This window comes from Streptomyces sp. WM6386 (genome assembly GCF_000972385.1).
Taxonomy (GTDB): Bacteria; Actinomycetota; Actinomycetes; order Streptomycetales; family Streptomycetaceae; genus Streptomyces.
In genome coordinates this window covers 1-20,745 of the sequence record NZ_JXTE01000004.1, presented here as the reverse complement: position 1 = coordinate 20,745, position 20,745 = coordinate 1, and the positions used below count along the sequence as shown (strand labels likewise).

Genomic DNA, 20,745 nt, shown 5'->3' with positions numbered 1-20,745 from the left:
CCGTCACCGGAACTCGTGGACGACCTCGATCTCGCCGACGATGTGCGCGTTGAACTCGTCGAGCTCCTCGGCCGGCACCCACAGCTCCAGGATCGTCTCGCCGCCCGCCTGCTGGACGGGGAAGCGGCGCAGGAAGTCGGAGTCGACCTCGAAGCGGGTCACGAAGCCGGCGCCGTCGTGCTTGACGTTCCAGTCCCGGGCGATCTTCACGGCGTAGTCCTCGTTCAGGACGGGGTAGAAGATCGGCTGCTCGGGCAGCCGGGGCGGCCAGGCACGCCAGTTCAGCTCGCGGACCAGATCCAGCTCGACGGGGCCGGTGGGGCGCCAGAGGGTCGTCGTCGGTCGGGGGCTGGTCATGGGGGTCGCGCTCCGTACGTGGTCGAGGTGCGTGGTCGAGGTGCGTGATCGATATGCGTGATCGATCGGAACGCGGCGACCCTACCGGTGGCGTCGAGGCGCCGACCACCGGGTTTCGCGGCTCAGCGCAGCTGGTTCATGAGCGCCAGTGCCTCCTGCGCGGCCGAGGTGACGACCCCCGTGGACGCCTGCGCGGTCGTGGCGACGTCGGTCAGCAGGCGGACGTCCTTGCGGAGCAGCGGTCCGGCGCGGGCGGCCAGCCGGTCGAGGGTGCCGCCCGCGGCGGTGACCCGGTCCAGGGCGAAGCTCCTGCCGCTGCCGTGGGAGATGACGCGGGCCAGGGCGGCGGGGTCGACGGCCAGGTCCCGGCCGAGGGCGAGGGTGCTCGCGGCGGTGGCGAGGTGGGCGGTGAACAGGACGTTGTTGAGGAGCTTGGCCACCTGTCCGGACCCCAGCGGGCCCATGTGGACGACCGGGTCGCCGTAGGTCTCGAAGACCGGGCGGCAGTAGGCGACGGTGCCCTGCTCTCCCCCGGCCATCACCACCAGCCTCCCCTCCGCCGCGGCCGGTCCGCCGCCGCTGACGGGTGCGTCGATGAGCGTGACCCCGTGGGTGCGGGCGATGTCGGCGAGGCGGCGGCAGGTGTCGGGGTGGACGGTGCTGTGCACGGCGACGACCCCGCCCCGGCGCAGGCCCGACAGGACGCCGGCCCCTCCGGTGAGGACCTCCTCCACGTCGGCGTCGCCGACGACGCACACGCAGACCAGGTCGCTGACCGACGCCAGTTCGGCGGGGGACCCGGCACGCTTCGCGGGGGTGTCCTCGAAGGGGAGCAGGGTGGCGGGCCGTCGCGCCCAGACAGTGGTCTCGAATCCCGCGTCCACGATCCGCCGGGCCATGGGGGCGCCCTGGCTGCCCAGACCGATGAATCCGACTCGCATCAGCTTGCCTCCTGCTCGGGGGGTTCAGGGCGCCAGAACACGGCGAGCAGTCCCGCCGTCGCCAGCGCGGCGACGCCCAGGGCGAGGACGCCGCCGGCCCAACCGGTGACGTCGATGCCGCTCGCCTCGTCCACCGACACACCGCCCGGTCCCAGTACGGCCAGCGCCAGGGCGACCACGGCGAGGGTGAGGACGTACTCGTAGCCCTCCTTGAAGACGAAGAAGCCGTTGCGACGGTGGGCGAGCAGACCCGCGACGAGCATCACCGAGACGACGGCCGCGCAGGCCAGCGGCGTGAACAGGCCGAGCACCAGGAGCGCTCCGGCGCCGATCTCGGTGACGACGCTCATCCAGGCCTGCAGTGTGCCGTTGCGCAGGCCCAGGCCGGTGAACCAGCGGGCGGTGCCCTCGATCCGGCCGCCGCCGCGCCAGTGGTTCAGGCCGTGCGCGATCATCACGACGCCCAGGACCAGCCGTATCAGCAGCAGCGCGAAGTCGTCCATGGCGCTCAACCCGCCCTTCCCTGCGAGGAGTCGACGCCCTCGGGGCGCGCGTTCTCGCGGAACACCGCGCACTCCTCGGCGAACGACAGGACTCCGAGGTGGTAAGCCCGGGCCGAGTGACCCAGGCTCAGATTGTGGCCACTGTCAGGTTGTTCGTGAACCCTGACGCGAGGTGACGAAGTGAACACCGAGGCGAAGTCCTTCAGCGCCCGCTCACCGGGACTCCACACCGCCTCGTGGTCGCCGAGGGTGTAGTGCACGGGGACGCGCACCCGGGCGGCCAGCTCGGGCAACTCCCGTACCCAGTCACGCGCCTGGGCCTCGTAGGCGGGCGAGGGGGCGCCGATGGCCGTCCCGCCGAAGACGTCGGCCGGGTACAGATGGCTGGGTCCCCACAGCAGATCGCGCATCCGGCCGCGCGCCGGCCGACGGATGCCCAGCTCCCCGTGGTGCGCCCAGCGCTCGGTGAAGCGCGGATGGTGTTCCCGTCCGGTCCCGGCGACCTCCAGCCCCAGCAGGGCACCGCCACGCTCCTCGGCCGCCATGCGGATGGCCAGTTCACTGCCCGCCGAGTGCGCCATGAGGAAGACGCCCGCGCCGTGCGGGCGGGAGGCGAGCAGCAGGTCAAGGGCCGCGTAGGTCAGTTCGACGCGGTGGACCGAGTCGGTCACCTTCTCCTGGTGGGCGTGGGAGGTGCCGTAGCCCGGCCGGTCGAGGGCGATCACCGTGAAGCCGAGCGCCGGAGCCGTCCGCAGCAACGACAGCGAGGGGCGGCCCGGGCAGTCGAAGTACGCGGAGTCGGTGCCGCCGCCGTGCAGGGCGAGGACGACGGCGCGCGGCAGCGGGGCCCAACTCGCCCGGTACGACAGGGGGATGCCGTCGATGGCGAGGGAGCTGTGGTTCACGTGTCCGTCCTGAGGAGAAGGACTCCGCTGGGGGTGAGCCCTCCGGAGCTGACCACGGCGACGCGCGCGCCGGGCACCTGGCGTGGGCCCGCCTCGCCGCGCAGTTGGACGATCGCCTCCTGGACGAGCCCCATGCCGTGGGTGCGTCCGTGGGAGAGCTGGCCGCCGTGGGTGTTCAGGGGCAGTACGCCGTCGCGGGCGATGTTCTTTCCTCCGTCCAGGAAGTCCTTCGCCTCGCCGATGCCGCAGAAGCCCAACGCCTCTATCCAGGACAGGCAGTTGAAGGTGAAGCCGTCGTAGAGCTCGGCCACGTCGACGTCGTCGGGGCCGAGCGAGGTGCGGGTCCACAGATGGGCCGACTGGCCGATGACCTGGGGTTCGTGGGTGAGGGTGCTCTGGTCCCATTCGAGGCGCTCGGTGATCCGGGTGCCGACGGCCTCGACGAGGACGGGCGGCTTGGCGAGGTCCCGGGCAGTGTCGACGTGCGACACGACGACGGCCACGGCTCCGTCGCAGGGGACGTCGCAGTCGTAGAGGCCGAACGGGGTGGTGATGGGCCGGGCTTCGAGGTAGTCGTCCATCGTCATCGGGTCGCGGTAGATCGCCGTCGGGTGGAGGGCGGCGTTGGCGCGCTGGTTGAGGGCGATCCAGCCGAGGGTCTCGCGGGTGGTGCCGTACTTGTGGAAGTGGCGCTGGGCGTTCTGGGCCAGCGTGTGGGCGGCGGAGGTCGCGCCGAAGGGCTTGAGCCAGCCGGCGTCCGGGCTGCTCGGCGGCTGGAGCCTGCCGCGCTTGACGAGTTCGCCGTACGACGCCTCCCACAGGGTCCGGAAGCAGAGCACATGCCGGGCCAGTCCGCCGGCCACGGCCAGCATCGCGGCGATGAGGGAGCCGCCCGGGCCAAAGGTCTCGCCGCCGCCGTTGTGCCAGGTGGGGCGGATGTCGAGGGCGGACTCCAGGGCCGTGATGCCGCCCTCGGCGAAGCCGCCGAAAGGGCCCGCGCCGGGGTAGGTGGCCAGGCCGTCGATGTCGTCGAAGGTGAGACCGGCGTCGGCGACCGCCTGCTCACAGGCCTCGACGGTGAGGGAGAGCGGGGGAACCAGCAGGCGACGGCCCAGGCGCGAGCTGCCGATGCCGGTGAGGGCGACCTTGTCCTCGAACTTCTCGGTGGTCGGCATCGGCCTTGTCCGCGGGGTGACTTCGTCCTCGGGCAGCGGCGCCGGCTCGCCCTGTTCTGCCGCGGGGCGGAACAGCGGCAGCCACACCGCTCCGGCCTGCTCGAAGACGACCTCCATCCGCATGCCCAGGACCAGGTCGTCGGGGTCGCACTCGACCGCGTTGGTGGTGAGCCGGACGCGGTCGTCCTCCTCCAGCGCGACCTGGGCGACGACGTACGGGGCGGGGAGGCCGGGCAGGCCGAAGCGGTGGTTGACGGTGAAGCCGATGAGGGTGGCGTGGCCTGAGACGGTCCGTACGCCCAGGTCGTGGCCGCGGCAGTGGCGGCACACGGGTTGGGGCGGGTGGATCAGGGAGGCACACGAGGTGCACTCCTGGATCCGCAGCCGTCCGTCCGCCCCCGCCGTCCAGAAGAACTCGTTCTGGTCGGTGAGTTGGGGCAGGGGACGTCCTGGGGGTCCGGCCACTGGGTGTCCTCCCTCTCAGCGGGCGATGTTCGCCCGGCCCGTGCGGACGGTGACGGGCTCGGCGAGGCGCTGTTCGTCGCACGCCTTCTGGAGGATCTCCAGGGTCTCCTCCAGCGAGGGCCCCAGGCGCTTGCCGGGGGTGAAGCCGGCCGGGAGGTGGCGCATGCCCTGGATGATGCCGATGGTCTCGTAGTGGACGCTGGCGTCGGGGTCGCAGCGGTAGTCGGGCATGCGGTCCAGCACCGCCGTGACCATGCGCTTGAACACCGTACGGGCGACGTTGGAGCCGATGCAGCGGTGGATGCCGAGGCCGAAGCTGCTGTGCCGGTTGCCCTTGCGTTCGAGGTCGACGCGGTCGGGATCGGGGAAGACGGACGGGTCGCGGTTGGCCATCGCCCAGGACAGCCAGAGGCGTTCGCCCTCCTCGAAGCGCTGACCGGCGATCTCGCAGTCGGCGGAGATGGTACGGCCGTCCCCGGGGGCGGGCGCGTAGAAGCGCAGGAACTCCTCGGTGGCGGAGTCCAGCAGGCTGTCCCGCTCGCGGCTGAGCCGGTCGCGGTCCTCGGGGTTCTCGCCGAGCCACTCCAGGGCGTGTGCGGTGAGGGCGGTCGTGGTGTCGAAGCCGCCGCCGATGAGCAGGGCCAGGACACCGGTCAGTTCCTCGTCGGGCGGGGTGCTGCCGTTGATGTCGGCGTGCACGAGCGCGTCGATCAGTCCCGGCCGGCGGTTCTGGCGGATCTCCTGGATGGCCTTGTACAGGCCCATCCCCATGTTCCGGCTCATCTCGGCGACGCGTGGCATGTCGGGCGAGTTGGGCGGAGTGTAGACCGAGGCATGGGCCGGTTCGTTGTAGACGGTCCAGTCCTTCAGCGGGATGCCCATCATCGCCAGGGTGAGGACGGCCGGCACGATGTTGGCGAGGTCGTCGACGAAGTCGATCCGCCCCTGCTCGATCTTCTCGTCGAGGCAGGCGCGCACCACCTCGTCCACGAAGGGCACCCAGCGGCCGACCGCGGCCGGGGAGAGATACGGGTTCAGGGTCTGCCGGTAGTGGCGCTGCTCCGGCGGATCCATCTCCAGGAAACCGCCCTGGACTTCACGCGCACGTGGCGGCGAGGGGATGGTGATGCCCTTGTAGCCGCGCCGCTCCCCCTTGACGTCATGGTCGTTGGAGAGGAACTCGGCGGACCGGGCCAGTTCGAAGACCTCGCGGTTGCCGCTGGCGACCCAGTGGCCGCCGTGGGTGTCGGTCCAGGCGATGGGGCACTTGGCGTGCAACTCGTGGGTGATCTCCTCGAACCGGTGGCGGTACTCGGGGGTGTGCCGGTCGAAGTGCACCTGGTGTTTCCTGCGGTCGTCGCCGCTCGCGGCCTCGCTCATGGGACCTTTCCCTTCAGAAGATCTGGATGGCCCTTTCCGGGCACGAGTGCACGGCTTCCCGCACGTCCTCTTCCTGATCGGCCGGTACGTCCTCGCTGACGGCCGAGGAGTGGCCGTCCACCTCGTCCAGCTGGAACGCCTTCGGAGCGGTCATCCAGCAGAGCGTGTGGCCCTGGCAGCGCTCCGGATCGACGCGGACCTTCACGGCTTGCCTCCCTGTCGATTCTGTTGTCCCTGACGCTCAGCGGCGCCAGTCGTACCACTTGAGGTATCCGCCGGCGTCGACGCGAAGTTGGGTGCCGGTGATGTAACGGGCCTCGTCGGAGGCGAGGAAGAGCACGGCGTTGCTGATGTCCTCCGGCTCGACGTAGGCGATCGGCATGGCCTGCTGTACGGCGAACACGGGCTCGGCGTCCTCGCGCGTGGGGTGTTCGAGGTCGGGGCGGAAGGACTTGTACATCGGCTCGCTCTGGAGCATCCGGGTGTCCACGTTGGTGGGATGGACGACGTTGGCGCGCTGCTTCAACGGGGCGAGGTTGCGGGCGAGTTCGTGGATGTACTCCGACAGGGCGCGCTTGGCGTAGACGTAGCCGGAGCCGCCCGGGTTGGAGCCGGGGGTGTCGACGATGCCGTGCTCCATGAGGGCGGCGGTGGAGCCGGTGGCGATCACGGAGGCGCCCTCGCGCAGGTGCGGAAGGGAGATCTGGATGGCGTTGATGCTGCCGATCAGGTCGACGTCGATCGCGTCGCACCAGGCCTGGAGCTTGGGTTCGCCACGCAGGGGGGCGATCCCGGCCTGGGCCACCACGATGTCCAGACCGCCGAGTTCGGCGATCCCGGCCTCCAGCGCCTCGCGCAGTTGTGCCACGTCCCGTACGTCGGCCTGGCGGGCGACGACACGGCGGCCCTGCTCCTCGACCAGGCGGACCGTCTCCTTGAGGTCCTCGGGGGTGGCCATCGGATAGCCGACGGTCTCGTAGTCGCGGCACAGGTCCACCGCGATGATGTCGGCGCCCTCCTCGGCGAGGCGTACGGCGTGGCTGCGGCCCTGCCCGCGAGCGGCGCCGGTGATGAACGCGACCTTGCCCTCAACTCGTCCCATGGGTGGTGTCCTTACGTTGTCGGTCGGTTGGTTCGGGGACGCCCATGGGCGCCGCAGGTCGATGGGGTCAGGGCGTGCTCGCGGGCGTCGCCGCGTCGAGCACCTGGGCCAGTGCGCCGAGATCGGCGCCGAGTTCGGCTGTGACCGCACGGACGACATCGAGGTCCTTGCCGAGGAACTCGGCCGTGGACCGGGCGAATTCGGCGACCGAGCCACGGCGTACGACTCCGGCCAGTGCGCGGCTCGACGCGCTGCCGTGGGTGAGGGCGTTCAGCAGGAGCCGTTCGTCCAGGCCGAGTTGTGCGCCGAGCCGGGCCGCGTGCGAGAGCAGTCCGATCTGGGCGGCGAAGACGGTGTTGTTGACGAGCTTCACGCGCTGTCCCGCGCCCAGCGGGCCGACATGCAGCACCGGGTCGCCGTAGCTGCGCAGGACGGGGCGGACGCGGGCGACGGTGTCGTCGGCGCCGCCCACGAAGAGGGTGAGGTGACCGGCGGCGACGTCGGGCGGGCCGCCGCTGACGGGGGCGTCGATCACGTCGATGCCGCGTTGTGCGATCTCCTCGACGGTGTGCGGGTCGCCGGTGGTGTGCACGACGAGGACGGCGCCGGTCGGCAGAGTCTCCAACAGGCCGCTGCCGAGGCAGACTTCACGCACCTGTGCGTCGGTGTGGACGCAGACCAGTACGACATCGGCGCCTTCGCCGACCTCGGCGACCCGGCCCACCACTCGGGCCGACTCCTGGGCGAGGGCGGCACGGGAATCGGCCGACCGGCCCAGGACACACACCGCGTGTCCCGCCTCGGCGAGTCTGCGGATCATGGGGCGTCCCATGCGGCCGGCTCCTACGAGCCCGACGCGCGTCACGTTCCAACCCGGATCACAAGAATCTCCCTTCCGAATGCGAGAACCATACTTTCAAATCTGCAGTACCCGGAAGGTCCGGGTGGCGACTTTGTGTCAGCACGTGACATGCGTGACCGATCCAGACCGGGGTCGTGACGCGAAAGTTGGGCCCCTGTACTGTTCTCTCAATCCGAGAACGCCATTTCCATCGGGAAGGGGACGGGATGCCACCCCCGGACAGGCGGCTGCTCATCGACGGGCGGCTCGTCGAGGCCGACCGGACGTTCGCCACGCTCAACCCCACCACCGGCGGCCTGCTCGGCCACGCCCCCGACGCCACCGCCGAGCAGGCCGAGGCCGCCGTCGCGGCCGCCCGCCGCGCGTTCGACACCACGCACTGGTCCACCGACACCGAGTTCCGCATCCACTGCCTCGGCCAGCTCCACACCGCGCTCACCGAACACCTGGAGGAGCTGCGGGAGTTGACCATCGCCGAGGTCGGCGCGCCCCGGATGCTCACGCACAGCCAGCAGCTCGACGAGCCGGTAGGCCTGGTCCGCTACTACGCGGACCTCCTCAAGACCCACCCCCTGACCGAGGATCTCGGCGTCGTCGAGTACCTGGGTCAGCGGCACCGCCGCTGGGTGGAGAAGGAGGCCGGCGGGGTCCTCGCCGCGATCGTCCCGTACAACTACCCCACCCAACTCGCCCTGGCGAAGCTGGCCCCGGCGCTCGCCGCGGGCTGCACGGTCGTCCTCAAGGGCGCCCCGGACACCCCGCTGATCACCCTCGCCCTGGGCGAGCTGATCGCGGAGCACACGGACATCCCGGCGGGCGTGGTGAACGTACTGACCTCGTCCGACGCGACCGTCGGTGAGCTGCTCACCGCCCACGCGGACGTCGACATGGTCAGCTTCACCGGGTCCACCGCGACCGGCCGCCGCATCATGGCCGCCGCGAGCGGCACCGTGAAGCGGGTCTTCCTCGAACTCGGCGGCAAGTCGGCCCTGATCGTCCTCGACGACGCCGACTTCGCGGCCGCCTCGATGTACGCGGCGTACATGATCTGTCTGCACGCGGGCCAGAGTTGTGCGATCACCTCGCGGATGCTGGTGCCGCGCGCGCACCACGACGCGATCGCCGAGCAGGTCGCGTCCGCGCTGGAGCGGGTGCGGTACGGCGATCCCGCACACCCCCGCACCTATATGGGCCCGCTGATCAGCGAGCGGCAGCGCGACAAGGTCGACGGCATGGTCCGGCGGGCCGTCGAGGCGGGCGCGACGCTGGTGACCGGCGGCGAGCGGATGGACCCGGGCTTCTTCTACACGCCGACGCTCCTCACCGGCGTGGACCCGACGAGCGAGCTGGCACAGGAAGAGGTCTTCGGTCCGGTCCTCGCCATCGTCCCGTACGACGACGAGGACGACGCGGTCCGGATCGCCAACGACTCGGTGTACGGCCTGTCCGGCGCGGTCCACAGCGCCGACCAGGAACGGGCGATCGCCCTGGCCCGGCGCATCCGCACGGGCACGATCAGCATCAACGGCGGCAACTACTTCTTCTCCGACACACCCTTCGGCGGCTACAAGCAGTCGGGCATCGGGCGGGAGAAGGGCGTGGACGGGCTGGAGGAGTTCATGGAGCGCAAGACCTTCGGGGCGGTGGTCGTATGAGCGCCGGACCTCTGAGTGGCATACGGGTTCTCGAGGTCGCGATGTACGGCTTCGTGCCGTCCGCCGGTGCCGTCCTCGCCGACTGGGGCGCCGACGTCGTCAAGGTGGAGCACGCGGTCAACGGCGATCCGCAGCGCGGTCTGAGGCAGACCGGCACGTTCAAGGTCGAGGGTGATCCCAACCCCAACGTCGAGCACGCCAACCGGGGCAAGCGCAGTATCGGCCTCGACATGGCGCGGCCCGAGGGCCGGGAGGTGCTGTACGACCTGGCCCGCCGCTCGGACGTGTTCCTGACGAGTTTGCTGCCCTCGGCCCGGCGGAAGTTCGGGATCGACGTGGACGACATCCGGGAGGTGAACCCGCGGATCGTCTACGCCCGGGGCAGCGCGCTCGGCCCGCGCGGCCGGGAGGCGGAGAAGGGCGGCTACGACATGACCGCCTTCTGGGCCCGGGCCGGCACGGCCGCCAGCCTCACCCCGCCCGGCATCGAGGGGATGATCCCGCCGCCCGGACCGGCCTACGGCGACACCATCTCCGGCACCAACCTCGCCGGCGGCATCGCGGCGGCCCTGCTCCAGCGCGAGCGCACGGGCGAGGCACCGGTCGTGGACGTCTCCCTGCTGGGCAGCGGCGTCTGGGCGATGGGCCACGGGATCGCCCTGTCGCTCCACCTGGAGCGGCCGATGATCGCGCCGCCCGCGGGCGGACACGGCTCCCCCACCAACCCGCTGTCCGGGCTGTACCGCACGGCCGACGACCGCCATCTCGCCTTCGTGATGATGCAGCCCGGCAAGTTCTGGGCCGATGTGTGCCGCCACATCGACCGGCCCGAACTGGCCGAGGACCCGCGCTTCGCCACCGCCCCGGACATCGCCGCGCACACCGAGGAGGCGGTCAAGATCCTGCGCGAGGTGATCGCGGGCCGCCCCCTGGCCGAGTGGACCGAGCGCTTCGCGACGCTGGCCGGGCCCTGGGCTCCGGTGCAGGACTCCCTGCAGGTGGGCGGCGACGCGCAGGTGCGGGCCAACGAGTACGTCGTGCGGGCCGGGGCGCTGGAACTGGCGGCGAGTCCGGTGCAGTTCGACGTCGAGGCTCCGCAACCGAGCGGTCCGGCACCGGAGTTCGCGGCCCAGACCGAGGAGATCCTCCTGGAGCTCGGCCTGGACTGGGACCGCATCCTCGCGCTCAAGGCCGCGGGAGCGGTGACCTGAGTCCTCGTCACAGAAAGGGAACGTGCATGACAGTCACCGTCTCCGACATCACCCCGACCACCGGCGTCGAGATCACCGCACTGGTCGGGGACAGGCTGGTCGACAGGCAAGTCGCCGAGGAGTGCCGGGCAGCCCTGGACCGACGGGGGGTCGTGATCTACCGCGAGGCGCACATCGGCGATGACGACCTGGTGGCCTTCAGCCGGCTCCTCGGACAGGTCGTACCGCTTCCCCTGGGCGGCCATCCGACGCACTGCGAGATCCAGCGCATCACCCGCGACCCCTCGAAGAGTCCGCTGGCCGCCTGTCGCGAGGGCACCTTTCACTGGCACATCGACGGGACGACGGACGAAGTGCCCAACAAGGCCACACTTCTGACGGCACGCCAGGTACCGGACGACGGAGGTGGCGACACGGAGTTCGCCAACACGTTCGCCGCGTACGAGGCGATGTCGGACACCGAGAAGGCGGAGCTCGACGGCCTGCGGGTCGTGCACGGCTTCGCGGCCTCCCAACTGCTCGTCACCCCCGATCCGTCGCCGAGGGAACGGGCCGCCTGGGACCGCAACCCTTCGCGCGAGCAGCCGCTCGTCTGGACCCGGGCCGGTGGCCGCAGGTCCCTCCTCATCGGAGCCACGGCGGGCGAGGTCGTCGGCCGCCCGGCCGCCGAGGGCCGTGCGCTTCTGGACGACCTCCTGGACCGCGCGACACGGCCGGAGTTCACCCTCCGCCACCGCTGGCGCCGGGGCGACCTCGTCATCTGGGACAACACCGGCATGCTGCACCGCGCCCTGCCCTACGGCGAGGCCTCCTCCCGGCTCATGCACCGCACCTCCCTCGCGGGCGAGGAGCTCGTCGCGTGACCGGGGAGCGGCGTACCGCCCTGGTCACGGGCGGCGGTTCGGGCATCGGGCGGGCCATCGCGCACCGGCTCGCCGAGGACGGTTTCGCGACCGCCGTCCTCGACATCGACACGGAGGCGGCCGAGCGGGTGGCCGAGGAGGCCCGCCGCAAGGGGCACGAGGCGGTCGCCCTCGGCGGGGTCGACGTGTCGGACCGTGCGCAGGTGGACGACGCCGTACGGCGGGTGCGGGAGACGCTGGGCGGGCCGGCGCTCGTCCTGGTCAACAATGCCGGGGTGTCCGCCACCCAGGGCTTTCTGAAGATCACCGACGAGTCCTGGAACCGGATCATGGCCGTGAACCTCAACGGCCCGTTCTACTTCTGCCAGGCCGTCGTGCCCGGCATGAAGGACGCGGGCTGGGGCCGCATCGTCAATATCTCCTCCTCCAGCGCCCAGTCGGGCCAGCAGTACATGGCCCACTACGTCGCCTCGAAGGCCGGTCTCATCGGCCTCACCAAGTCGCTGGCCCTGGAGCTCGGCCCGGCGGGCATCACGGTGAACACGATCCCTCCGGGGTTCGTGGACACCCCCATGTTGCGGGCCTCGGAGGAGCGCGGACTGCTGGGCGGCTCGGTGGACCATCACGCCGAGCTGACTCCGGTACGGCGGGCCGGGCGACCGGAGGACATCGCCGCCGCGTGTTCCTTCCTGGTGTCCGAGGAGGCCGGGTACGTCACCGGGCAGGTGATCGGGGTGAACGGGGGGCGCAACACCTGAGGCGGGAACTGCGCGGCGAGGTGTGTGCGTCGTACACGCGTGACCACCTCGCTGCGCCCCGCGGGCCTCGCCGACCTGGACGCCATCACCGATCTGCACACGTGGGCGCGTGCCGCGTACTACGAGGCGGGCGGATGGTGCGAGCCGGAGCTCACCTCACCTGAGGCATGGTCCGGGCGGCGGGAGATGTGGCTGCGCGCCGTGCGCAACGACTCCAAGACGGTCCTGTGCGCCGTACGGGAGGCCGAGCTGGTGGGCGTCCTGGCGATGGGGCCACCACATGACGCCGATATGGACGCCGCGGCCGCCGGGCAGCTGTACCAGATCCACGTCCGCCCGGGTTCTTGGGGACAGGGGATCGGCGCCCGGCTGCACGCGGCGTTCGTGCGGCACCTTCGGGACGCGTCCTTGACGGCCGGGGTGCTGGAGGCCTGGGAGCGCAACAGCCGGGCCCAGGGCTTCTATGCCCGGCACGGCTGGCGGCCCGACGGGCACCGGCGGCCCGGTCCGGGTGACGGGCACTACGTCCGGATGCGCCTCACCGTGGAGCTTGCCGGTCCTCGACCAGATGCGTCGGGGCATGGTTCGCCCACTCCGACCCCGGCCATTTGAACCACCCCGACGAGGCGTGGGTGCCGGCGTCGGAGTGGAGGGGTGCCGGTGACGTAGGAGGACAGGGCCGAGGCCAGGAAGACCATGTGCAGGCGAACTGGTTGGTGCGTAGGAGCGCGTCCCAGGCCTTCGCGGGGCGCGTCACTTTCCGCGTGCCAGTAGCCGTTCCGCCGCCGACCAGTGCGCGTCGGCCACCCACAGCCGAGCGAAAGCGCGTACCGCATCGTCGGCCGAAGTGCCGTCGGAGACAACACGCTTGACCTCACCGGCTGGAACCGTCGCGAGGGATCTGGCCAGGGCACGCCAGCCTTCTTCGAAAGCGGCGCGGGCAATCACCTGGTCGACGAGTCCGAGGCGCTGCGCCTCCGCGGCGTCGAGTACGGCTCCGCTCCCCGCGAGCATCAGCGCCCTCCCCCGCCCCACCAGCGCGGCCAGCCGCTCCGCACCGCCCCACGCGGGCATGATCTCCAGAGTCACCTGGTTGAAGCCGATCCTGATGTCGTCCGCGGCGACCCGGATGTCGGCGGCCACGGCGACCTCGGCCCCGCCGCCCAGGGCATGTCCGTTGAGCGCGGCGACAACGGGTCCGGGGAAGGCGGCGATGCGGTCGCAGACGCCCCGCATCCGCCGGGCCATCGCGACCGCCTCGTCCTCGGTGCGGATCGCGGCGAGTTCCTTGAGGTCTCCCCCGGAGACGAACGCCCGCTCTCCGGCGCCCTTGACCACCAGTGCCCGCGCACCCTCCGCCGCGTCGAGCGCCTTCTCCAACTCGCCCATGGTGTCGAGCGAGATGGCGTTGCGGGCGTGCGGGCGGTCGATCGTGAGGACGGCCAGGCCGTCGTCCAGTTCGAGGTCAATCACGTGATTCCCCCCGAGGGATATTGGCATTCTCCAAATCCGAGAATAGCGTATGCGCCGCCGGTCGGAGCCGCACCGTACGGGAGGTAGCAGGCACATGCGAAGGATCCCCGCAGAGTTGGCCAAGCGCTACGAGGCAGAGGGCTGGTGGACCCGGGACACGATCGGGGACCTGCTCGCACGAGGCCTCGCGGCTGCGCCCGGCGCCGAGTTCCGGGTGCACTCGGCCGTCCGCCCCTGGTCCGGAACGTTCCATGACGTCGAGCAGGTCGCGCGCCGTCTGGCGAGCGGACTGCGCGAGCGGGGCGTGGGTCCCGGCGACACCGTCGCCTTCCAGTTGCCCAACTGGATGGAGGCCGCGGCGGTGTTCTGGGCCTCGGCGTTTCTCGGTGCGGCCGTCGTGCCGATCGTCCACTTCTACGGGCGCAAGGAGGTCGGGTACATCCTCGAAGCGGTGAAGCCGAAGGCCTTCGTGGCCGCCGAGCGGTTCGGCAGGCTGGAGTTCCGGGCCGACCTGTGCGCGGACGTGCCCGTGGTCGGCGTGGTGGGCGGTGCCACGCGACGGGAGCCGCGCGTCGAGGACTTCGACGACCTGCTGAGCGCCACCCCGCTCCCCGCCGCCCTGCCCGCCGATCCGACGGGCCCCGCCCTCATCGCCTTCACCTCGGGCACGACCCGCGACCCGAAGGGCGTGGTCCACAGCCACCAGACGCTCGGCCACGAGACCCGTCAGCTCACCGCGAGCTACCCGCCCGACCGCGGCCATCAGCTCACCGCGGCCCCGGTCGGCCACTTCATCGGCATGGTGAACGCCTTCCTCATCCCGGTCCTGGAGGGCTCCCCGGTCCATCTCACCGACGTGTGGGACCCGGGCCAGGCACTGGAGTTGATGACCCGGCACAACCTCCACATCGGCGGCGGCGCCCCCTATTACGTGACGAGCCTGCTCGACCACCCCGACTTCACCCGGGCCCATCTGCGGCACATGAGGTACGCGGGGCTGGGCGGTTCGTCGGTCCCGGCGGCGGTCACGACCCGTCTGGCCGGTCTCGGGGTGCACGTCTTCCGGTCCTACGGGAGCACCGAGCACCCCTCGGTCACGTCGTCACGGTTCGACGCCCCGGAGGCCAAGCGCCTCTTCACGGACGGGGACGCGCGGCCGGGCGTGGAGGTACGTCTGGCCGAGGACGGCGAAGTACTCAGCCGCGGCCCGGACCTCTGCCTCGGCTACACCGATCCGGCCCTGACCGAGCGGTTCTTCGACGAGGAGGGCTGGTACCACACCGGTGACGTCGGCGTCCTCGACGAGGACGGCTATCTCACGATCACCGATCGCAAGTCCGACATCATCATCCGCGGCGGCGAGAACGTCAGCGCCCTGGAGGTCGAGGAAGTCCTCCTCACCCTGCCCGGCGTCGCGGAGGCCGCGGTGGTCGCCGCCCCCGACGCCCGGCTCGGCGAACACGCCGCCGCCGTCCTGCGCATGCTGCCCGGCCATCGCCTCCCCGGCCTCGACGAGATGCGCGCCCACCTCGACAACTCCGGCCTGGCCAGGCAGAAGTGGCCCGAGGAGCTGCACGGCGTCACCGACTTCCCGAGGACCGCGAGCGGCAAGGTCCAGAAGTTCCGACTCCGGCAGGACATTGCCGTACGCACATGATGAGAATATGATTCTCGCAATTCGCCAAGGAGGGTCTCATGACGTCGCGTGCGCTGCCGTATCCGCTCTTCGACGCGGACAACCACCTGTACGAGACCGAGGAGGCGCTGACGAAGCACCTCCCCAAGGAGTACGAGGGCGCGATCCAGTACGTACAGGTCAACGGCCGTACGAAGATCGCGATCCTGGGCCGGATCAGCGAGTACATCCCTAACCCGACCTTCGAGGTCGTCGCCCGCCCGGGCGCGATGGAGGAGTACTTCCGGGTCGGCAACCCCGACGGCAAGTCACGCCGGGAGATCTTCGGCGACCCGATGCGCTCGATCCCGGCGTTCCGTGAACCGGGCCCGCGCCTTGAGCTGCTGGACGAACTCGGCGTACAGCGGACGCTGATGTTCCCGACGCTCGCGAGTCTCATCGAGGAGCGGATGCGGCATCACCCGGAGCTGATCCACGCGGTGATCCACTCGCTCAACGAGTGGTTGTACGAGACCTGGTCGTTCAACTACAAGGACCGGATCCTCACCACGCCCGTGATCACCCTGCCGATCGTCGAGAAGGCGATCGCCGAGCTCGACTGGGCGGTGGAGCGCGGCGCGAAGGCCGTACTCATCCGCCCGGCCCCGGTGCCGGGGCACGGCGGCTCGCGCTCGTTCGCGCTGGAGGAGTTCGACCCCTTCTGGAAGCGGGTCGTGGAGACCGGGGTCCTGGTCGCGATGCACTCCTCCGACAGCGGCTACGCGAGGTACACGAGCGACTGGGAGGGCGGCCGGGGCGAGATGCTGCCGTTCAAGCCCAACGCCTTCCGTACGGTCTCGGAATGGCGGCCGATCCAGGACGCGGTGGCCGCGTGGGTGTGCCACGGCGCGCTGTTCCGCTTCCCCGAGCTGAAGATCGCCCTCATCGAGAACGGCTCCTCGTGGGTGGCCCCGCTGCTCGACCAACTCGCCGACGTCCACAAGAAGATGCCGAACGAGTTCCTCGGCGACCCGGTGGAGGCCGTGAAGAACAGCATCCACGTCAGCCCGTTCTACGAGGAGGACCTGGGCGGCCTTGTCGACCTCATCGGCGTCGACCGCATCCTGTTCGGCTCGGACTACCCGCACCCCGAGGGCCTGTCCCAGCCGACCTCGTACGTCAACGCCATCCAGGGGCTGGCCGTGCCCGACCAGGCCAAGATCATGGGCGGCAATCTGGCCCGGCTGATCCCCGCATGACCTGGGAGTCCATCCCCCGGATGGTGCTCACCGCCGCCGACCGCTTCGGTGACGCCGAAGCGGTCGTCGACGGCCCGCTGCGGCTCACCTTCGCCGAACTCGCCGAGCGGGTACGGAAAGCGGCGGGAGCCTTCAAGGCACTGGGGGTGGAAAAGGGCGACCGGGTGGCGATCTGGGCGCCCAACTCCGCGGAGTGGCTCGTCGCGGGATTCGGCCTGCTCGCCGCCGGCGGGGTGCTGGTGCCGGTCAACACCCGGTTCAAGGCGGACGAGGCGCACGACATCGTCGTACGGGGCGGAGTGAAGGCCCTGCTCGTCCAACAGGGCTTTTTGGGCCTGGAGTTCACCGGGCCGCCCGGCGTGCCGGTGATCGACCTGAAGTCGGACTTCCTCGCGAGCGGACCACCGTACGAGTGCGAGGTGAGCGGATCGGACCTCTCCGACATCATCTTCACCTCGGGGACGACGGGCCGCCCCAAGGGCGTCCTGATGAGCCACGCGCAGAACCTTCGGCTGTTCGCGGAGTGGTGCGAGCTGGCGGACCTGCGCGAGGGCGACCGCTATCTGATCGTCAACCCGTTCTTCCACATGTTCGGCTGGAAGGCGGGCTGTATCGCCTCCCTGATCCGGGGCGCGACCATCCTCCCGGTGCCGGTCTTCGACGTGGACCACGTGCTCGACCTGGTCGAACGCGAACGGGTGACGATGCTGCCCGGCCCGCCCACGCTCTACCACTGCCTCCTGGAGGCGGAGGCGACGGGCGGCCGGGACCTGTCGTCGCTGCGGGCGGCGGTGACCGGGTCGGCGGACATCCCCGTGGAGCTCATCCGCCGGATCAGAAGCGAACTGCCCTTCCGGACGATCATGACCGGTTACGGCCTCACCGAGGCCGGCACGGTCACGGCATCCCGTTCCGGCGACTCCTTCGAGGAGATCGCCACGACCGTCGGCCTCCCCTGCGACGGTCTGGAGGTCTGTATCGCCGACGACGGCGAGGTGCTGGTGCGCGGCTACAGCGTCATGCTCGGCTACCTCGACGACCCCGCGGCGACGGCCGAGGCGATCGACCCTGACGGCTGGCTGCACACCGGTGACCTCGGCACGCTCGACGACCGGGGACGGCTCAGGATCGTCGGCCGGAAGAAGGACATGTTCGTGGTGGGCGGCTTCAACGCCTACCCCGCCGAGATCGAGGGCTTCCTGCTCCAGCACCCGGCGGTCGCCCAGGCCGCGGTGGTGGGCGTCCCCGACACGCGGATGGGTCAGGTGGGCAAGGCCTTCGTCGTACGGCACGGCCGGGTGTCGGCGCAGGAGCTGATCGCCTGGAGCCGGGAACGCATGGCCGGTTACAAGGTGCCCCGATCCGTGGAGTTCCGGGAGGAGTTGCCGATCGGCGCCACGGGCAAGGTGTTGAAGGACCAACTGCGATGAGGCCCGTCGCGTCACCCGCGGGAGAACGGAGATTCATTGTGACGACGAACAGCACCGCCGACCTGACGGCGGACCCGTCACCGGACCGTATAGAGCGTCTCGACGAGGAGATCATCACCCTCCTCGCCCGTCGCCGCGCCATGGCGCAGGAACTGCCTCCCCCCGCGCGCGCCCGCGCCGTCGATCCCGAGTTCGCGGAGACCGTACGGGAGATGACGGACCGCTACCGGCAGGAGCTCGGCGGCGCCGGCGAACTCGTCGCCCGCGCAGTGATGGTGCTGTGCCATCCGAGCCGCCAGTCCTGATCACGCGGGGTGAGGAGGGGGGACCGGCGGTCCTTCCTCCCTGCCCGCAGGCGCTGGCCCGGTGCGTACACATGACCACGCGCACATGACTTGGATCACTTTGACAGTGTCCTCGATTTGGCCGTACAAATAGGCCATATGAGCGTCCCGAAGCTTCCTCTGTCCGGGATCACGGTCGTCAGCCTGGAGCAGGCGGTGGCCGCCCCCTACGCCACCCGGCAGCTGGCCGACCTCGGCGCCCGGATCATCAAGGTGGAGCGGCCGGGCGGCGGTGACTTCGCGCGGCGGTACGACACGACCGTCCACGGTCACTCCAGCTATTTCGTCTGGCTGAACCGCTCGAAGGAATCCCTCACCCTGGACCTCAAGGATCCGCGCGGCCTGGAGATCCTGCACCGGCTCCTCGACGACGCCGACGTCTTCATGCAGAACCTCGCCCCCGGCGCCGTCGACCGCCTCGGCCTCGACACCGGCACACTCACCGAGCGCCGGCCACGGCTCATCCCGTGCACGATCTCCGGATACGGCACCGACGGACCATGGGCCGACCGCAAGTCCTACGACCTGCTGGTGCAGTGCCAGACCGGCCTGGTCTCCCTGACCGGAACCCCGCAGGAGACCGCGCGGGTCGGCATCTCGGTAGCCGACATCGCCGCCGGGATGTACGCCTACAGCGGCGTCCTGACCGCCCTGTACACACGCGCCACCACGGGCACGGCCCACCCGGTGGAGGTGTCCCTCTTCGAGGCACTGGCCGAGTGGATGGGCCAGCCAGCCAATTACACGCAGTACGGCGGCAGGCAGCCCCCACGCCTGGGCACCCAGCACGCCACCATCGCCCCCTACGGCACCTTCAGGTCCGCCGACGGCAAGGACGTGCTGTTCTCCATCCAGAACGAGCGCGAGTGGGCCGTGCTGTGCGCGGAGTTCCTCGGCGATCCCGAGCTGACCACCGACCCGCGCTTCGCCACCGGCTCCGACCGTGTCGCCCACCGCGAGGAGATCAACGCCGTCGTCGCCGAGCGCTGTGCGCGCTCCGACGCCGAGGAGATCCTCAAGGACCTGGAGGACATCGGCATCGCCTGCGCCGGTGTCAACGACATCGCCGCATTCCTCGACCACCCCGTGCTGGCCGCCCGTGGCCGCTGGCGCGAGGTGGGTGTACCGGGCGCCACCGTGCAGGCACTGCTGCCGCCGGCCGACCTGGCGGGGCTGCCCGCCCGCATGGACCCCGTGCCGGCGGTGGGCGAGCACACCGACGCGATCCTCACCGGGCTCGGCCACAGCCGCGACGACATCGAGGCGCTGCGCGCCGACGGCGTCGTCTGACGACGGGGCGACGTCGATGCTCGAGCAACCACAGCGTGAGAGCACCTACCTGAAGCTCGCCCGCGAACTGCGCACCGCGATCCTGCGGCACGACTACCCCGAGGGGGTACGGCTGCCGACGGAGGCCCAGCTCGCCGAGCACTACGGAATCAGCCGGCAGACCGTGCGCCGGGCCTTCCAGGACCTGGTGGCGGAAGGGCTGGTCCACCGGGTGCCGGGGCGCGGCACCTTCGCCACGCCCCGCGACGAGCAGTATCTGCGCCAATTCGGCTCGGTGGACGACCTGATGGGCCTGTCCATCGACACCCGTATGCGGGTCGTCACGCCCCTGCACCGACGCGTCGACGTCGACGCGGCCGGGCGACTGGGCCTGCACACCGACCGGGTGCACAAGCTGGCCTTCGTCCGGCTGCACGAGGACACCGCGTTCTGCCACACCGCGGTCTCCCTGCCGCCCGCCGTCGGCCAGTTGCTGGAGTCGGTCCCCGAACTCACCGAGCCCGGCACCCCCAGCGCCTCCACCGTCATCGGCTTCCTCGACGGCCGGCTGCCCGAACCGATCGCCGAGGCCGAGCAGAGCATCACGGTCGCGGAGGCCACCCCCGAACTCGCCGGACACCTCGGCTGCGAACCGGGCCGCGCGCTGCTGCGCATCGACCGGGTCTACCAGTCGGTCGCCGGACAACTCGTCGAGCTGGCGATCAGTCACTTTCTGCCCGAGCACTACTCGTACCGCGTACGGCTGCGGCGCAGCGGCCGGTGACGCCGTATGCCGAACTGTCGAAAGAGGAGCAATTGCCGTGAGTCTCAAGATAGTTGTGACCGTGAAGTACGTGCCGGACGCCACCGGCGACCGGCACTTCGCCGCTGACCTGACCGTCGACCGTGACGATGTGGACGGTCTGCTCTCCGAGCTGGACGAGTACGCGGTCGAGCAGGCCCTGCAGATCGCCGATGAGGCCGATGACGCCGAGATCACCGTCCTGACGGTCGGTCCGGAGGACGCCAAGGACGCGCTGCGCAAGGCGCTGTCCATGGGCGCCGACAAGGCGGTCCACGTCGAGGACGACGACCTGCACGGCACGGACGCGATCGGCACCTCGCTGGTGCTGGCGAAGGCGATCGAGAAGGCCGGCTACGACCTGGTGATCTCCGGT

22 protein-coding genes are annotated in these 20,745 nt (G+C 70.7%); 12 read left to right on the top strand and 10 right to left on the bottom strand.

Annotation, left to right across the window (positions count from 1 at the left end; all coding sequences use genetic code 11):
- Positions 1–3: 3 nt before the first annotated feature.
- The 9 genes from TN53_RS03395 to TN53_RS03355 form a co-directional block, all read right to left on the bottom strand.
- Positions 4–357 (bottom strand): hypothetical protein, encoded by a 354-nt coding sequence (locus TN53_RS03395; RefSeq protein WP_046256804.1) that lies wholly within the window; start codon positions 355–357, stop codon positions 4–6.
- 122 nt (positions 358–479) lie between these two features.
- The gene (locus tag TN53_RS03390) at positions 480–1,298 is read right to left on the bottom strand and encodes an NAD(P)-dependent oxidoreductase (protein WP_046256803.1); all 819 of its coding nucleotides are present in this window, start codon (positions 1,296–1,298) and stop codon (positions 480–482) included.
- A complete protein-coding gene (locus TN53_RS03385; RefSeq protein WP_046256802.1) occupies positions 1,298–1,801 on the bottom strand; it encodes a DoxX family protein in 504 nt (167 codons plus the stop codon). The genes TN53_RS03390 and TN53_RS03385 overlap by 1 nt, the downstream gene beginning before the upstream one ends.
- A 5-nt stretch (positions 1,802–1,806) precedes the next feature.
- Complete coding sequence (locus TN53_RS03380) at positions 1,807–2,706, bottom strand: alpha/beta hydrolase (RefSeq protein ID WP_046256801.1); 900 nt, start codon at positions 2,704–2,706, stop codon at positions 1,807–1,809.
- Positions 2,703–4,346, bottom strand: coding sequence for a thiolase C-terminal domain-containing protein (locus TN53_RS03375; protein WP_046256800.1), 1,644 nt, complete (start codon positions 4,344–4,346; stop codon positions 2,703–2,705). Before TN53_RS03375 ends, TN53_RS03380 begins: the two co-directional genes overlap by 4 nt.
- Before the next feature lie 15 nt (positions 4,347–4,361).
- A complete protein-coding gene (locus tag TN53_RS03370) occupies positions 4,362–5,726 on the bottom strand; it encodes a cytochrome P450 (protein ID WP_046256799.1) in 1,365 nt (454 codons plus the stop codon).
- Positions 5,727–5,739: 13 nt separating this feature from the next.
- The gene (locus TN53_RS03365; RefSeq protein ID WP_046256798.1) at positions 5,740–5,931 is read right to left on the bottom strand and encodes a ferredoxin; all 192 of its coding nucleotides are present in this window, start codon (positions 5,929–5,931) and stop codon (positions 5,740–5,742) included.
- Positions 5,932–5,967: 36 nt separating this feature from the next.
- Positions 5,968–6,828, bottom strand: a complete 861-nt coding sequence (locus tag TN53_RS03360) for a mycofactocin-coupled SDR family oxidoreductase (protein ID WP_046256797.1) — start codon at positions 6,826–6,828, stop codon at positions 5,968–5,970.
- 67 nt (positions 6,829–6,895) lie between these two features.
- On the bottom strand, positions 6,896–7,693 hold the full coding sequence (locus tag TN53_RS03355; protein ID WP_046256796.1) for an NAD(P)-dependent oxidoreductase: 798 nt from the start codon (positions 7,691–7,693) through the stop codon (positions 6,896–6,898).
- Positions 7,694–7,896: 203 nt separating this feature from the next.
- Between TN53_RS03355 and TN53_RS03350 the strand changes: the two genes are divergently transcribed.
- The 5 genes from TN53_RS03350 to TN53_RS03330 are packed head-to-tail and all read left to right on the top strand — an operon-like array spanning position 7,897 to position 12,789.
- Positions 7,897–9,345 (top strand): aldehyde dehydrogenase family protein, encoded by a 1,449-nt coding sequence (locus TN53_RS03350; RefSeq protein WP_095046267.1) that lies wholly within the window; start codon positions 7,897–7,899, stop codon positions 9,343–9,345.
- The gene (locus TN53_RS03345; RefSeq protein WP_046256795.1) at positions 9,342–10,556 is read left to right on the top strand and encodes a CaiB/BaiF CoA transferase family protein; all 1,215 of its coding nucleotides are present in this window, start codon (positions 9,342–9,344) and stop codon (positions 10,554–10,556) included. The genes TN53_RS03350 and TN53_RS03345 overlap by 4 nt, the downstream gene beginning before the upstream one ends.
- A 26-nt stretch (positions 10,557–10,582) precedes the next feature.
- The gene (locus TN53_RS03340; protein ID WP_046256794.1) at positions 10,583–11,419 is read left to right on the top strand and encodes a TauD/TfdA dioxygenase family protein; all 837 of its coding nucleotides are present in this window, start codon (positions 10,583–10,585) and stop codon (positions 11,417–11,419) included.
- Complete coding sequence (locus TN53_RS03335; protein WP_046256793.1) at positions 11,416–12,177, top strand: SDR family NAD(P)-dependent oxidoreductase; 762 nt, start codon at positions 11,416–11,418, stop codon at positions 12,175–12,177. The genes TN53_RS03340 and TN53_RS03335 overlap by 4 nt, the downstream gene beginning before the upstream one ends.
- Positions 12,178–12,216: 39 nt before the next feature.
- Complete coding sequence (locus tag TN53_RS03330) at positions 12,217–12,789, top strand: GNAT family N-acetyltransferase (RefSeq protein WP_234441501.1); 573 nt, start codon at positions 12,217–12,219, stop codon at positions 12,787–12,789.
- A 141-nt stretch (positions 12,790–12,930) separates the two neighbouring features.
- Here the strand turns inward: TN53_RS03330 and TN53_RS03325 are convergent, their stop codons facing one another.
- The gene (locus TN53_RS03325) at positions 12,931–13,650 is read right to left on the bottom strand and encodes an enoyl-CoA hydratase/isomerase family protein (protein WP_046256792.1); all 720 of its coding nucleotides are present in this window, start codon (positions 13,648–13,650) and stop codon (positions 12,931–12,933) included.
- Positions 13,651–13,744: 94 nt separating this feature from the next.
- On the opposite strand from TN53_RS03325, the gene TN53_RS03320 reads away from it, so the two are divergent.
- From TN53_RS03320 to TN53_RS03290, 7 genes are all read left to right on the top strand, one after another.
- The gene (locus TN53_RS03320; RefSeq protein ID WP_046256791.1) at positions 13,745–15,307 is read left to right on the top strand and encodes an AMP-binding protein; all 1,563 of its coding nucleotides are present in this window, start codon (positions 13,745–13,747) and stop codon (positions 15,305–15,307) included.
- A gap of 38 nt (positions 15,308–15,345) precedes the next feature.
- Positions 15,346–16,524: an amidohydrolase family protein gene (locus TN53_RS03315; RefSeq protein WP_046256790.1), complete on the top strand. Its 1,179-nt coding sequence runs from the start codon at positions 15,346–15,348 to the stop codon at positions 16,522–16,524.
- On the top strand, positions 16,521–17,954 hold the full coding sequence (locus tag TN53_RS03310; protein WP_046256789.1) for a FadD3 family acyl-CoA ligase: 1,434 nt from the start codon (positions 16,521–16,523) through the stop codon (positions 17,952–17,954). Before TN53_RS03315 ends, TN53_RS03310 begins: the two co-directional genes overlap by 4 nt.
- Before the next feature lie 38 nt (positions 17,955–17,992).
- The gene (locus tag TN53_RS03305; protein ID WP_234441500.1) at positions 17,993–18,259 is read left to right on the top strand and encodes a hypothetical protein; all 267 of its coding nucleotides are present in this window, start codon (positions 17,993–17,995) and stop codon (positions 18,257–18,259) included.
- A 138-nt stretch (positions 18,260–18,397) separates the two neighbouring features.
- Complete coding sequence (locus TN53_RS03300; RefSeq protein ID WP_046256788.1) at positions 18,398–19,588, top strand: CaiB/BaiF CoA transferase family protein; 1,191 nt, start codon at positions 18,398–18,400, stop codon at positions 19,586–19,588.
- 16 nt (positions 19,589–19,604) lie between these two features.
- Complete coding sequence (locus TN53_RS03295) at positions 19,605–20,351, top strand: GntR family transcriptional regulator (RefSeq protein ID WP_046256787.1); 747 nt, start codon at positions 19,605–19,607, stop codon at positions 20,349–20,351.
- A gap of 37 nt (positions 20,352–20,388) precedes the next feature.
- Positions 20,389–20,745, top strand: a 357-nt coding sequence (locus TN53_RS03290; protein WP_046256969.1) for an electron transfer flavoprotein subunit beta/FixA family protein, incomplete at its 3' end; no start/stop codon positions are given.